This is a genomic window from Lysinibacillus sp. BNK-21, from assembly GCF_048684915.1.
Taxonomy (GTDB): Bacteria; Bacillota; Bacilli; order Bacillales_A; family Planococcaceae; genus Lysinibacillus; species Lysinibacillus capsici.
Window position 1 is genome coordinate 901,681 of the sequence record NZ_JBLQTS010000001.1, and the last position, 14,133, is coordinate 915,813.

Genomic DNA, 14,133 nt, shown 5'->3' on the forward strand with positions numbered 1-14,133 from the left:
TATTCCGAAGTAGCTCAGTTGGTAGTAGCACCTGACTGTTAATCAGGTTGTCGCAGGTTCGAGTCCTGCCTTCGGAGCCATTTTTATTTTGGGGAAGTACTCAAGAGGCTGAAGAGGCGCCCCTGCTAAGGGTGTAGGTCGGGTAACCGGCGCGAGGGTTCAAATCCCTCCTTCTCCGCCATGGGCCCGTTGGTCAAGTGGTTAAGACACCGCCCTTTCACGGCGGTAACACGGGTTCGAATCCCGTACGGGTCATACTAAGTGCAGTAGATGAATTTACATCTACTGCACTTTTTAATTTACTTGATATTTAGATTTATAACAAAGCTATAATAAATGAAAGCCTACACAGAAGGATTAAACTGTGTAGGCTTGTTGTTTTTCAAATTAGCGATTAAATTTTTCGCCCTTTTCCATATGGGATGCAAAGAGGTGTACCAAAGATTGGATCTGTCGTCATTTGGCAATCAAGGTCAAACACATGATTAACTAAATCAGTGGTCATAATTTCTTCTGGTTTCCCTTGACGATAGACACCACGGTCACGCACTGTAATAATATGATCGGCATAGCGACAAGCAAGATTAATATCATGTAGTACCATAATAATAGTTCGCTTTTGCTGTTGGTTCAATTCGAATAGTAAATCTAAAACGTCTATTTGATGAGTTAAATCTAAGTATGTCGTAGGCTCGTCTAAAAGAATGATATCTGTATCTTGAGCAAGCGTCATAGCTATCCAAGCACGTTGACGTTGTCCTCCTGATAGCTCATCTACTGGTCTATCTTGTAAATGCTCTGTACCTGTAGCTTTTAAAGCGCTTAAAACGATTTCTTCATCCTTTTCAGTCCACTGTTGTCGCCAACTTTGGTAAGGATAGCGACCTTGTTTCACAAGTTGTAGGACAGTTAAGCCTTCTGGTGCAACAGGAGATTGAGGAAGAATAGAGAGGTTTTTAGCCACTTGTTTTGTAGATAATTTAAAAATATCCTCACCGTCTAATAAAACGGAGCCTTTTTTAGGTTTTAATAATCGAGCAATGGAGCGTAAGAGTGTGGATTTACCACAGCCATTCGCTCCGATTAATACAGTAATTTCATTCAAAGGAATAGATAAATTGAGATCTTCGATAATATTGAAATCACCATAACTTAATGTTAGAGATTTGGTTAATAAAGATTCAGTCATGTAGTATAGACTCCTTTATTTTTTAGGGTTTCTAAATAATAAATAGATAAAGTAAGGAGCACCGATAGCAGCAGTAAAGACGCCTGCGGGTACTTCTAATGGGCTAAATGCTGTACGACCTATAATATCTGCAACCATTACAAGCAATGCACCAATTGCTGCGGATGCCGGAATAAGTACACCGAACGATGAACCAACAATGCGTCGTGCAATATGAGGAGCCATTAATCCTACAAACCCAATAGCACCAGCAAATGCTATGGCACTCGCTACTAAACTGGAGCATAATAGAATTAAGTAAAGGCGTGTTTTTTGAACAGGCTGCCCTAGGCTTGATGCTGTATCATCACCTAATTCTTGAACATTTAACTGCCGAGTAATAAAAAAGGTGATAAGTAGAAGTACAATAATCAATGGAACAACGATTTGTACTTGATCCCAATCCGAACTTTTGACACTACCCGTAATCCATTTATTCGCTTCACTTGCTTGATAAATTGGGCCGATAATCATTAACATTGTAGTAATTGCTTGCATGAATGCCGACACGCTAATACCGATTAAGACAAGACGATTTGGTGTGACACCATCTTTCCAAGCAAATAGGTAGACTATACATCCGACGATAGTAGCACCTATGAATCCTGCTAATGGCAACCACTCTATACTAACTGTTAAAGAGTGATTAGAATCACTGAAAATGGCTAAGAAACCAACAACCGCTGCCCCACCACCAGCAGATATGCCGATTATATCAGGTGAGGCAAGTGGATTTTTAATGATTCCTTGTAAAACTGCACCTGCGACGGCTAACGCCATTCCAGCAAACAAGGCCATGAAAATTCGAGGCATTCGAAAATCAATAATAATCAGTTGATCAAAATCTGAGCCGTAACCAAAAAAAGCTTGTAAAACTTTAAATGGATTGATGAATGAATCACCAAATGATGCACTAAGAAAGAACACGGCAAGAGTTAGTATGCAAATCACTGTTAATTTTTTTATAGCTTGTACATCTATTAAAAATGAAATTTTTTGTTGAAGTAAACGAATTGTTTTTACATGTTTCATTATTTTTTTCCACCTTTTCGCGCAAGGTAAATAAAGAATGGTGTGCCAATCATAGCAGTCATGACTCCTACTGGAACTTCTTGTGGCATGATAATATAACGAGCCGCAACATCAGCCAGCAATAAAAGTATCCCCCCAAGTAAAGCAGCCATAGGAATAAGCCATCGATGATCAGTGCCGACAAACTTGCGCGCAAAATGGGGAACGACAATCCCTATAAAACCAATGGGGCCAGCAATTGCAACTGCTCCCCCTGCTAAAAAAATAACAATAAGACCGACCAATATCTTCATAAGTCCTAAACGTAAACCAAGACCTCTTGCTACATCATCTCCAAGAGCGAGAATATTCATTTTGGGGGAAATGATGAGGGCAGCAATCCACCCAATTACTAGATACGGTAGAACAGATAGTAGAATTTCAAGTTTTCTACCTTGTACAGAACCTGCTAACCAAAACAAAACTTGATCAAGCTCTGCTTCATTTGTAGCGAGTAAACCTTGCGTAAATGATGCAAATAGGGCACTGATGGCAGCACCAGCTAAAGTTATTTTCACTGGAGTAACAGCATCTCTACCTGAGAAACTAATTCCATAAACGGATAAAGCAGCGATTGCTGCACCAAGAAATGCAATCCACGCAAAAGATTGCAAGCTTGAAATGTGGAAAAAAATCATGGCAAAGACAACAGCAAAGCCTGCTCCTGCATTAATGCCCAAAATTCCAGGAGAGGCTAATGGATTTTTCGTTAAGGTCTGCATAAGCACGCCTGTAATAGCTAATGAAGCACCAACGCAACTGGCTATAAGAGCTCTTGGAATTCGAACATTTTGAATAATAAGATGCTCATTTGAATTGTTAAATTGTCTAAAAGATTCATACGTAGTTTGAATAGAAGTATTTGCATAACCATACACAATACTGATCCCCATAGAAAGAAGTAATAGTATGACTCCTACTAGTAAAGCAATCATTTTAGAATAATTATTTTTTAATATCATATTTAACGTGTACTCTTTTCTTGGAAAATTAATAAATTAGTTATTGACTTTGATAGTTACATACAATACGATTAATATCGTTCTTAGACAGATGAAAGTGATTTTCATTCTCGTCAAATATGCTTAAATATTTTATCATATACAATGGAGGAAGAAAAGGTGCAAAAAGCTTTTCAAAAACTATTAGTTTTACTAGCTGTGGTTGCTATTTTTGTTCTGGCAGCATGCGGTACTTCTAAAGATAATGCCAAAGAAGAAAGTACAAAAGAAAGCAATGCTTACAGTATTGACCATGCAATGGGGACAACTGAAGTAAAAGACACACCAAAACGTATCGTTGTTTTAACTAATGAAGGAACAGAAGCATTATTAGCTCTAGGTATTAAACCAGTAGGTGCTGTTCAATCTTGGACAGGCGATCCATGGTATGATCACATCAAGGATCAAATGGAAGGTGTAGAGGTTGTCGGTATTGAACATGAAATAAATATCGAAAAAATTGCTTCTTTAAAGCCAGATTTAATCATTGGCAATAAATTACGACAAGAAAAAGATTATGCTAAACTTAGCAAAATTGCTCCAACTGTGTTTTCTGATACATTACGTGGTGACTGGAAAGAGAATTTTAAATTATACGCTAAAGCAGTAAATCAAGAAACAAAAGGTGAAGAAGTTCTAAAAGCTTACGAAGATAAGTTACAAGCTCTGAAAGAAGAACTTGGAGAACAAACCAACCAAGAAGTTTCATTTGTACGCTTTATGGCCGATAAATCTCGTATCTATTACACAGATTCATTCTCAGGTGTGATTTTTGATGCTTTAGGATTTAAACGTGTTGCAGCGCAAGCAGATTTATTTAAAGATAATGCTAAACTAGGAAACTTAGCGATTGAAGTAGGGAAAGAAGCGATCCCTCAAATGGATGGGGATGTTATTTTCTACTTCACGTACATGCCAACAGGCGATGATTCAGCACTAGCAACTGAACAAGAGTGGACACAAGACCCGCTTTGGAAAAACTTAACAGCAGTCCAAAAAGGCAATGCACATAAGGTGGATGATGTCATTTGGAATACGGCTGGAGGCATTTTAGCTGCGAATATTATGCTAGATCAAGTGAAAGAAATCTTTGTTAAATAATTTTCTTATAAACTATACATTTATCGATGTTCGATAAATGTATAGTTTTTTTACTTCCTAATATATACTCTCCTGGTACTTTAAAGTTAGATAGACTATGATGTAGATATTGACCATAAATTGAGGGGGATGGCGATGAAGGAAAAATTAAGGTGGGTTTATAATCAGCATTATTTAGAGCAAGATCATATAAAACAAGCAACAGCAATACTTCCATATTTTTCACTAGATCAAGTGAGGAAAGTTGGTCAATTTCAGCGTACATATGAGCAATTTGAGAAGACACCACTCCATCATCTTGAGGCACTATCTTCATATATAGATGTAGAAAAAATTATGATTAAAGATGAATCTTATCGATTTGGTTTAAATGCCTTTAAAGTTTTAGGAGGTATTTATGCAATTGCGCAATATGTTGCCAATAAGCTTGGAAGGAATATAGAGGAGCTATCGTTTGAACAGTTAAAAACTCCAGAAGTAAGAGCGCAAGTAGGCAATTTAACATTTATTTCAACGACTGATGGAAATCATGGTCGTGGTGTGGCATGGGCTGCAAGAGAACTGGGTTTTCAAGCAAGAATATATATGCCAGCTGGTAGCGCCGCTGAGCGGTTACTGCATATTAAAAGTGAAGGGGCTTTTGCTGAAATTACGACAATGAATTATGACGATACTGTTCGTTATACCTCACAGCTTGCACTAGAAAATGGTTGGGTTTTGATTCAGGATACAATGTGGCAAGGCTATGATGAAATTCCATTATGGATTATGCAGGGGTACACAACCCTTGTACAGGAGATTGTTGAACAGATACAGCAAGCCCCAACACATGTATTTTTGCAAGCTGGTGTGGGGTCCTTTGCCGGAGCAGTAGTAGCATTTTTACAGCAATACTATGAGCAGGATATTACATTTGTCTTGGTTGAGCCACATGTCGCTAATTGCTATTATGAAAGCTTTAAGAAAAATACAGATCAATTTGTCACTGTTGGTGGGGAGATGCAAACTATAATGGCAGGTCTTGCTTGTGGTGAACCGAATCCACAGGCTTGGCAAATCTTAAAAGCCTACACAAAAATAAGTATCTCCTGTGAGGAAGAAATAGCAGCAACAGGTATGCGCGTTCTAGGAAATCCTTTAGCTACAGACACTCGCATTATAGCTGGTGAATCAGGAGCGGCGCCATTTGGTTGCTTTTATGAAATAATGACTAATGAACAATATAAGGAATTAAAACATGCCTTGCACCTAAATGAACAAGCAAGGGTGCTGTTTATTAATACAGAGGGTGATACAGATAAAGAGAGTTATCGAGAAATAGTATGGCATGGGAAATATGCGAATCAATAGCAAACTAGTGATTTACTAGTTTGCTATTTTCCTTTTGTAAAAGGATTTGAAAGTATAATTAAGTTTAATTAAATTTTTTTATTTTAACTCTTGACCTTAACGTTGCGTCAAAGCTTACAGTAGCATTAGTGGAGGTGATGAGATGGAATATACCATTCAGGAGCTTGCTCAACTATCGGGCGTTAGTACAAGAACATTGCGTTATTATGATGAAATTGGATTGCTGAAACCAGCAAGAACCAATGAGGCAGGTTATCGATTTTATGGCCAATGGGAGGTCGATATGTTGCAGCAGATTTTATTTTACCGTGCTTTGGATATGAAATTAGCGACAATTCAGGCTATTATTCAAGCACCAAATTTTCAGCATGCTGAGGCGCTCAAAACACATAGAGCTGCTTTGCTTCAACGCAAAGAGCAGTTGGAAACGATCTTACAGACAGTAGAAAAAACAATACAATCCATTGAGGAGGAACAACCAATGTCTAATGAAGAAAAATTTAAAGGCTTTAAAGAAAAGTTAATTGAGAATAACGAAAAGCAGTACGGCAAAGAAATCCGTGAGAAATATGGGAATGAAACAGTGGATGCATCCAATGCTAAGCTTATGAACATGACGGAGCAACAATATCAAGCGATGCAACAGCTAGAACAGCAAATGTTTGAACGTTTAGCAGAGGCAATGAAACTTGGAGATACTACAAGTGACATTGCGATGGAAGTTGCAGAGTTGCATAAACGCTGGCTCAACTTTACGTGGAAAGAGTATTCCAAAGAGGCACATGCAGGGCTGGCACAAATGTATATTGCTGATGAACGCTTTACAGCTTATTATGATGAACGTGGTGAAACAGGAGCAGCGCAATTTTTGCATGACGCCATTATAGCTTATACAAGTAAGTAAATAGGTCTTCCTTATGCTGACATGTTTTAGAAATCGTAAAATAGGAAAAAATGAAAGCATGAGGAGGAGATTATTGTGGATCAACAAATAATGCAACAATTAAAAAGACAACTAGAGCAAGAATTACAAGAAATAGAACAACGAATAGAAGAATCAGAGCGACCTCAAGCGACAGAATTATCGAATTATGATAATCATCCAGCTGATAATGCAAGTGATTTAACGGATCAGCTTACAGAAATGGCTATTGATGAGCATCGTGGTGATAATGCTGAAGAAATAAAAGAAGCTCTTCAAGCAATGGCAGACGGTACATATGGCAATTGTACAGTCTGTGGTAAAGAAATTCCAATTGGTCGCTTAAAGGCAATGCCGCAAGCTCTGACATGTGTGGAACATGCAGAAAAGAAAGAAGACAATTTACGACCAGTGGAAGAAGATGTTCTTTCTTCAACACCAAAATCAGATGATTTTATTGAGCTGGAGGAATTCGGCTCTTCTGATACACCACAGGATAAAATTTAGTAAGTTTTTCCTCGCAGAAGCAGTATAATAACTGTAGAGGTGAGGATATGAAGATTATTGATTTACATTGTGATGCGCTTTTAAAGTTAACTACTCTTGAAGCGGCCAATTTTGCTGAGGATGTGCGAATACATGCTAATCAAAAAAGATTGCAGTTAGGGCAAGTAGAGGCTCAAGTATTCGCTATCTTTATTGACCCAACAATCCCACAAAGTCTACAATTTCTTGAGGTCATGCGCCAAATCGAAGCATTCCATACTCACGTATTACAAACAGAGGGCATGGTGCATATTACAGGTTGGGCACAGTTAGATCAATTAGCTCCCCACGAAATAGGAGCCATTTTAAGCTTAGAGGGCTGTAGTGCCATTGGCGAAGATTTAACAAAACTGACAGCTGTACTGGATGCAGGGGTGAAGTTGGTAGGTTTAACATGGAATGAAGAAAATGCTGTGGCCCATGGTGCTGAACAGGATGCAACTCTTGGTTTAAAGCCATTTGGTAAAGAAGTTATACAATTATTAAATGAACGCGATATTATTATTGATGTGTCCCATCTAAATGAGCAAAGCTTTTGGGATGTCTTGCCGCTTGCAAAGCATATTATTGCAAGCCATAGTAATGCACGTGCACTATGTGATCACCCGCGTAACTTAACTGATGCCCAGGCAAAGGCACTTGTTGAGGCGGGAGGACATATCCATGTAGTTTATTTCCCACTCTTTATAGGCAAAGGTGCAACACTAGACCATTTAGTGGGGCATGTGGAGCATTTAGCTAAACTGGTAGGTGTGGAGCATATTGGATTAGGCTCCGATTTTGATGGGATTGATAGGACTGTCAGTGGCTTAGCCCATGCAGGAGAGGCACAAAATTTACTAGAGGCATTACGTACACGCTTTTCAGATGAAGAAGTGTATGGTATTGCAAGCCAAAATTTCCGACGCTATGTAAAAAAAGCAGCAACCCGTTAAGGCTGCCGCATCTTAATAAAAGAAATAATGAATTAATAAACCGATTCCTAATAGGAAGCCGAAGAATGTATTTGTTTGCGCTGTATATTTCATCGCAGGCATTACCTCTTTGGCTTCTTTTTTGTCTCGGAAAATTTGAATGGCACGTAATGGTTTTGGAATACTTAGGAAGATGATTAATGCCCAAAAAGTAATACCATCAACTGCTACAAGAGCAATCACCCATAAATAAGAGACGATAAAAAAGCCTGATAACACGGAAATTGCATTATCACGTCCTACCAAAATAGCTAAGGTTTTTCGTCCGCCTTCTGTATCGCCAACAATATCACGTATATTGTTCGATAGCATAATGGCACCGACTAAAATCATGCTTGGTACAGAGAGCAAGACAGCATCTAATGTTACTGTAAGCGCTTGAATATAGAAGGCAATTAATACAATGCCCATCCCCATTACTGCGCCAGAAACAATTTCACCAAATGGCGAATAGGCGATTGGGTATGGTCCACCTGTATATAAAAAGCCAATAAGCATACAAACAAGTCCGACAACAGCTAACCACCAAGATGTTGAGGCACATATGTAAATGCCAAGAAGCATGGCAATAGCATAAAAGCTTAATGCAATCATCATAATTGTTTTTGGCTGTACACCATGACGGACAATCGTTCCGCCAATCCCGACGGAATGCTCGTTATCTAATCCTAATTTGTAATCATAATATTCATTGAACATATTCGTTGCTGCTTGTATAAGCATACTTGCAATGAGCATAGCAAAAAATAGTCCAAAATCAATTGTTTCTTTTTCAATTGCTAAGGCAATTGCTGTTCCTAGGAATACAGGAACAAATGAAGCGGTTAAAGTATGTGGACGTGTTAAATGCCACCATACTTTAAAACCCCTATCAGCTTCAATGACTTTGGTCATAAGGTCTTTCTCTCCTTCAAATGTTGTCGACTCTTCTTATTTTAAACGAAGATTGAGAAAATGGGTAGGTTCACAGCTTATTACATACTGTTTAATGAAAAAAAGTGATACAATAGAACATGCATTTATGAACTGAAAATAAAAAAGAACAATTAGCAACAGTACGAATAACGTGTTGCCAACTAAAATATGATGTGTTATTTAACCATCATTCATTATGTACATTGCAACAACGGAGGTAATTTTCATGCAACAGAAGTGGTACCAAGCCACAGAAGTAGAAGTGGACTCTTTGGGCCAAAGCCTTCATTTTTATATGGAAACAATTGAAGTAAGTCGCCTATCTGCACTGGCGTTCTATGCAGCTGGCGAGGAATGTTATAAAGGTGAACGATTTTATTGGCAAAATAGAGAAAAAACAATGACATTAGTTGGGCTAGGACATGCTCATACTATTCAAAACAACGCTAAAGAAAACCGCTTTGATGCAGTTGAAGCGGAATGGAAAAACATAACGAAAAACTGTCCAAAAGGTCAACAAGCGTTACAACCAATTTTGTTTGGCGGTTTTACATTTGATCCTCAAAATAATGTAGACGGGGAATGGACGGATTTCCCAGAGGCTTATTTTGCATTAGCAACGTTTCAACTGGTGATACGCGATGATAAAGCATACGTAAGTATTCACCTTTTGACACAAGACCAACAGGCTGAGGATCAGTTCGAAGCGCTAAGAAAAGAGCGCGATCATTTAATCCATGCAGCTCAGGTTAAAGAAGTGAAAACGTATACAAAACCTGAAATCATAAGTTATTTTGAACCATATAAAGAGCCTTATTTAGCCTCAATCGATCAAGTGACAGCATTAATTAAACAGAAAAAGGCAGATAAAGTGGTCATTGCACGATCACTTGCTTTGCAATTTAAAGAGTATGTATCCGCACCACAAGTACTTTCTCAAATTATTCATGAACAACCAGAAAGCTATTTATTTGGTTTAGAGCATAGACATTTATTATTTTTCGGAGCATCACCTGAACGACTTGTGAAAGTAGAAGATGGTCGAGCATTTTCTTCTTGTGTTGCTGGCTCAATTAAACGAGGTAAGACTGCAGAGGAAGATGAGGCTTTTGGACAAAGTTTATTAAATGACCCTAAAAATGGCGGAGAACATCAGTATGTTGTGGATATGATTGCGGAAACATTCCGTAAAAATTGTGTGGACATGACGGTGCCAGATAGACCACGCTTGTTAAAAATACGAGATATTCAACATCTGTATACGCCTGTTGAAGGTCAGTTAAATCAGGATGCAACAATCTTACAATTGACTAAATCATTACATCCAACACCCGCTTTAGGTGGCGTACCACGCAAAGAAGCATTGGCAGCCATCCGTAAATATGAGCCGATGAATCGGGGACTGTATGCTGCGCCAATAGGCTGGCTAGATGCAGAGGGTAACGGTGAATTTGCAGTTGCCATACGTTCAGCAGCCTTACTAAATGATAAAGCTTATTTATATGCAGGCGGTGGAATCGTCGCAGATTCAGAACCGCAATCTGAATATGAAGAAACATTAGTAAAATTCCGTCCAATGCTTCGTGCGCTAGGGGGACAATTACATGAGTGAACGAAAAATACTAACAGATTATGTTTATAAAATGGTCGCATCGCTAGTGCAAGCTGGTGTAGAAAATGTTGTCGTTAGTCCAGGCTCACGTTCAACACCGCTTGCTTATGCGGTTGCTTCTACTAAACAAGTAAAAATGTATCGGCAGGTAGACGAGCGCTCAGCAGCATTCTTTGCGCTAGGGCTTGCTAAGGCAACTACTAAGCCTGTGGTTCTTTTATGTACATCTGGTACAGCAGCAGCTAACTATTTTCCTGCGATTGTGGAGGCAAGCTATGCACGTGTACCATTAATCATTATAACAGCTGATCGCCCACATGAATTACGTGAGGTAGGCGCTCCACAGGCTATCAACCAACCCAATTTATATGGTTCACATGTAAAGTGGAGTGTTGATTTTCCGTTAGCAGATGGTGCTGAACCAACATTGCCTTTTATTGAGCGTCATCTTGCTCGTGCGGTAGCCATTGCCACGAGCGCACCTTTTGGACCAGTCCATATTAATGTACCTTTCCGTGAACCACTATTAATTGATTTACAGCAGGAGCTACCAGCAGTGACGTTTAAGCACAGCAGTATGGGACAATTAACCCCAACACGCGGGGATCAACAGGAACTATCCTCTATTATACAATCAACTAAAAGAGGTTTTATGATCATTGGTGAGTTAGCTCTTGGTACAGAATTATCCATAGTTTGGGAATTTGTACGTCAGCTGAAGTGGCCTGTCATTGTTGAAAGTTTATCGAATATGCGTACATCCGTACCAGAGGATTGTTTACCATATATCGTGACAACCTATGATGCCCTTATGAAGAGTGATGACTTCAAAGCACTGGTACAACCAGATACAGTAATCCGAATAGGGGCACAACCAGTTTCGAAGTTTATAATGCAATTTATTACAAAGTCACGTCCAAATGCGTATGTGATTATCGATGAAGACCCTATGTTTAGAGATGCTACAGGCGTATCTACGCATTTTATTCATGCGAATGTCGATCAGTGGCTAACAGAATTAGCTATCACTGAAACGGCTATCGAGAAAACATACTTAGCCGAATGGCAAAAAGCAAATCAGCTTGCTTCTATGTTTATTGAACAATACGCAGAGGTAGAAAAAGATGAAGGGGCTATAGTCAGTCGTTTACTCAAAATGATTCCTGACGGTAGTGATATTTTCGTTAGCAGTAGTATGCCAGTACGAGATATTGATACATTTTTATTGGCTACACCGAAAGATCTACGTGTTTTTGCCAATCGAGGAACGAACGGGATTGATGGTGTCGTATCAACAGCAATCGGTTTCAGTCAGGGAAATAATCGAGAAAGTTATTTACTGATTGGTGATTTAGCCTTTTTACATGATGTGAATGGACTCATTGCTTCCAGATATCAGGAATGTAACTTAACGATTATTGTGATGAATAATGATGGTGGTGGTATTTTTTCTTATTTACCACAGTCAACTGTTGAAGATCACTATGAGGATTTATTTGGCACACCAACAGCCCTTGAATTCCGTGACATTGCACATATGTATGATATGGACTATGTACGTGTCGAAACAATATCGGAGCTTTCTGAGAAATTTTCAACATGTAAAAACCATTCTTTACGATTAGTTGAAATATTTACAGATAGAACCGAGAATGTGAATGCACATCGAGGTCTATGGAATCGAATTAATGCGGAGTTAAAAGTATGACAAAGTGGATGATTCGTGGGCTTGAAACCCATGTAGATATATGGAACGAAAACGGTGAATATACAGTCGTTGCCTTACATGGATTTACTGGTAGCTCAGCAACATGGCATAATCTAGCACAAGCTCTACCTCATGTGCGTGTTATTGCCGTTGATTTAATCGGACATGGTCAAACAGCTATTCCACAGCACGTACAGCGTTTTTCTATGGAGGAGCAATTACAGGATTTAGAAGAACTATTTTGCCAGCTTCATTTAGAGAAATTTACGCTGTTGGGCTATTCAATGGGTGGAAGAATCGCTTTATCCTATGCCATTTCGTATCCAGCTCGTATACATCAGCTCATTTTAGAAAGTGCATCTCCTGGCTTGCGAACAATGGAAGAGCAAAATGAACGTTGTATGCGAGATGAAGCACTAGCGCAAAAAATAATGACGAATGGTGTACTTTCCTTTGTCAATGCTTGGGAAAGCATACCGCTTTTTGCTTCACAGCAACGTCTACCTAAAACTGTAAGAGAAACTATTCGAGAAGAGCGACTATCACAGAAAGAAGAGGGACTTGCTGGTAGCTTGAGAGGTATCGGGACAGGCGTTCAACCTTCAAATTGGGATAGATTGTCGCAACTAGAAATACCTGTCCTGTTAATTACAGGTTCATTGGATGAGAAATTTTGTAAAATTGCACTAGAAATGAAAGCGCTATTAAATACTGTTAAGCATTTAACAGTAAATGACGCTGGACATGCAATTCATGTGGAAAATCCCGCTGAGTTTGCTACAATAGTAGAGGAGTATTTAACGTAATATACGATTACGTTAGCGCCTCGCTAGAAACGAGACGAATTTAATGATATAGGAGGCAATTCAATGACACGTCAATGGACAACATTACATACTTATGAAGATATTAAGTATGAGTTCTATAACGGTATCGCAAAAATTACGATTAACCGTCCAGAAGTGCGTAATGCATTCCGCCCAAAAACGGTAATGGAAATGATTGACGCATTCTCACGTGCACGCGATGATAAAAATATCGGTGTTATTATTCTAACTGGTGAAGGTGAACATGCTTTCTGCTCAGGCGGAGACCAAAAAGTTCGCGGTCACGGTGGCTACGTAGGAGAAGATGAAATTCCACGTCTAAACGTTCTTGATTTACAACGCTTAATCCGTGTAATTCCAAAACCAGTAGTAGCAATGGTAGCTGGCTACGCAATTGGTGGAGGTCACGTTTTACATGTTGTCTGTGACTTAACAATTGCAGCTGACAATGCTCGCTTTGGACAAACTGGACCAAAAGTGGGTTCATTCGATGCTGGTTATGGCTCAGGCTATCTTGCTCGTATTATTGGTCATAAAAAGGCACGCGAAATTTGGTACCTATGCCGTCAGTACGATGCACAACAAGCACTTGATATGGGCTTAGTCAATACAGTTGTGCCTTATGCGCAATTGGAAGATGAGACAGTTCAATGGTGTGAAGAAATGCTTCAAATGTCACCAACTGCACTACGCTTCTTAAAAGCAGCGATGAATGCAGATACAGATGGTTTAGCAGGTCTTCAACAAATGGCTGGAGATGCTACACTTCTTTACTACACAACTGATGAAGCAAAAGAAGGCCGCGATGCATTCAAAGAAAAACGTCAACCAGATTTCGGTCAATTCCCAAGATTCCCTTGATTAGTATGGGGTTTAAA

Annotated in this window: 13 protein-coding genes and 3 tRNA genes; 12 read left to right on the plus strand and 4 right to left on the minus strand. The window is 39.1% G+C overall.

What is annotated here, in order from left to right:
* Positions 1 to 3: 3 nt before the first annotated feature.
* The 3 genes from ACMGGO_RS04605 to ACMGGO_RS04615 all read left to right on the plus strand — a co-directional run bounded on the left by ACMGGO_RS04605 (position 4) and on the right by ACMGGO_RS04615 (position 255).
* Positions 4 to 80 (plus strand) — tRNA-Asn (locus tag ACMGGO_RS04605).
* A gap of 10 nt (positions 81 to 90) precedes the next feature.
* Positions 91 to 181 (plus strand) — tRNA-Ser (locus ACMGGO_RS04610).
* Positions 182 to 183: 2 nt separating this feature from the next.
* Positions 184 to 255 (plus strand) — tRNA-Glu (locus tag ACMGGO_RS04615).
* Between the two features lie 139 nt (positions 256 to 394).
* Here ACMGGO_RS04615 and ACMGGO_RS04620 read toward each other — a convergent pair.
* Genes ACMGGO_RS04620 through ACMGGO_RS04630 form a run of 3 tightly spaced genes read right to left on the minus strand, consistent with a single transcriptional unit; the run spans position 395 to position 3,261 of the window.
* Positions 395 to 1,189: an ABC transporter ATP-binding protein gene (locus ACMGGO_RS04620; RefSeq protein WP_054549894.1), complete on the minus strand. Its 795-nt coding sequence runs from the start codon at positions 1,187 to 1,189 to the stop codon at positions 395 to 397.
* A gap of 15 nt (positions 1,190 to 1,204) precedes the next feature.
* Positions 1,205 to 2,260: a FecCD family ABC transporter permease gene (locus tag ACMGGO_RS04625; RefSeq protein ID WP_048391031.1), complete on the minus strand. Its 1,056-nt coding sequence runs from the start codon at positions 2,258 to 2,260 to the stop codon at positions 1,205 to 1,207.
* A complete protein-coding gene (locus ACMGGO_RS04630) occupies positions 2,260 to 3,261 on the minus strand; it encodes a FecCD family ABC transporter permease (RefSeq protein WP_048391034.1) in 1,002 nt (333 codons plus the stop codon). The genes ACMGGO_RS04625 and ACMGGO_RS04630 overlap by 1 nt, the downstream gene beginning before the upstream one ends.
* 144 nt (positions 3,262 to 3,405) lie before the next feature.
* On the opposite strand from ACMGGO_RS04630, the gene ACMGGO_RS04635 reads away from it, so the two are divergent.
* The 5 genes from ACMGGO_RS04635 to ACMGGO_RS04655 all read left to right on the plus strand — a co-directional run bounded on the left by ACMGGO_RS04635 (position 3,406) and on the right by ACMGGO_RS04655 (position 8,154).
* Positions 3,406 to 4,401 carry an ABC transporter substrate-binding protein gene (locus tag ACMGGO_RS04635; RefSeq protein ID WP_281216024.1) on the plus strand — a complete coding sequence of 332 codons (996 nt, stop codon included), beginning with the start codon at positions 3,406 to 3,408 and terminating at the stop codon, positions 4,399 to 4,401.
* A 135-nt stretch (positions 4,402 to 4,536) separates the two neighbouring features.
* A complete protein-coding gene (locus tag ACMGGO_RS04640) occupies positions 4,537 to 5,751 on the plus strand; it encodes a diaminopropionate ammonia-lyase (RefSeq protein ID WP_281216025.1) in 1,215 nt (404 codons plus the stop codon).
* Positions 5,752 to 5,893: 142 nt separating this feature from the next.
* Positions 5,894 to 6,655, plus strand: a complete 762-nt coding sequence (locus ACMGGO_RS04645; protein WP_048391040.1) for a MerR family transcriptional regulator — start codon at positions 5,894 to 5,896, stop codon at positions 6,653 to 6,655.
* Positions 6,656 to 6,730: 75 nt separating this feature from the next.
* Positions 6,731 to 7,180 carry a TraR/DksA C4-type zinc finger protein gene (locus ACMGGO_RS04650; RefSeq protein WP_333879445.1) on the plus strand — a complete coding sequence of 150 codons (450 nt, stop codon included), beginning with the start codon at positions 6,731 to 6,733 and terminating at the stop codon, positions 7,178 to 7,180.
* 47 nt (positions 7,181 to 7,227) lie between these two features.
* Positions 7,228 to 8,154, plus strand: coding sequence for a dipeptidase (locus ACMGGO_RS04655; RefSeq protein ID WP_420281626.1), 927 nt, complete (start codon positions 7,228 to 7,230; stop codon positions 8,152 to 8,154).
* A gap of 12 nt (positions 8,155 to 8,166) precedes the next feature.
* Here ACMGGO_RS04655 and ACMGGO_RS04660 read toward each other — a convergent pair whose 3' ends face one another.
* Positions 8,167 to 9,087 (minus strand): 1,4-dihydroxy-2-naphthoate polyprenyltransferase, encoded by a 921-nt coding sequence (locus ACMGGO_RS04660; RefSeq protein WP_016992515.1) that lies wholly within the window; start codon positions 9,085 to 9,087, stop codon positions 8,167 to 8,169.
* A gap of 247 nt (positions 9,088 to 9,334) precedes the next feature.
* Between ACMGGO_RS04660 and ACMGGO_RS04665 the strand changes: the two genes are divergently transcribed.
* The 4 genes from ACMGGO_RS04665 to menB all read left to right on the plus strand — a co-directional run bounded on the left by ACMGGO_RS04665 (position 9,335) and on the right by menB (position 14,116).
* Positions 9,335 to 10,720 carry an isochorismate synthase gene (locus ACMGGO_RS04665; RefSeq protein ID WP_066038112.1) on the plus strand — a complete coding sequence of 462 codons (1,386 nt, stop codon included), beginning with the start codon at positions 9,335 to 9,337 and terminating at the stop codon, positions 10,718 to 10,720.
* Positions 10,713 to 12,428, plus strand: coding sequence for a 2-succinyl-5-enolpyruvyl-6-hydroxy-3-cyclohexene-1-carboxylic-acid synthase (gene menD, locus ACMGGO_RS04670; protein WP_048391049.1), 1,716 nt, complete (start codon positions 10,713 to 10,715; stop codon positions 12,426 to 12,428). Before ACMGGO_RS04665 ends, menD begins: the two co-directional genes overlap by 8 nt.
* On the plus strand, positions 12,425 to 13,234 hold the full coding sequence (gene menH, locus ACMGGO_RS04675; protein ID WP_319839498.1) for a 2-succinyl-6-hydroxy-2,4-cyclohexadiene-1-carboxylate synthase: 810 nt from the start codon (positions 12,425 to 12,427) through the stop codon (positions 13,232 to 13,234). Before menD ends, menH begins: the two co-directional genes overlap by 4 nt.
* Positions 13,235 to 13,297: 63 nt before the next feature.
* The gene (menB, locus tag ACMGGO_RS04680; protein ID WP_004225917.1) at positions 13,298 to 14,116 is read left to right on the plus strand and encodes a 1,4-dihydroxy-2-naphthoyl-CoA synthase; all 819 of its coding nucleotides are present in this window, start codon (positions 13,298 to 13,300) and stop codon (positions 14,114 to 14,116) included.
* The last annotated feature ends 17 nt before the right edge of the window (positions 14,117 to 14,133 follow it).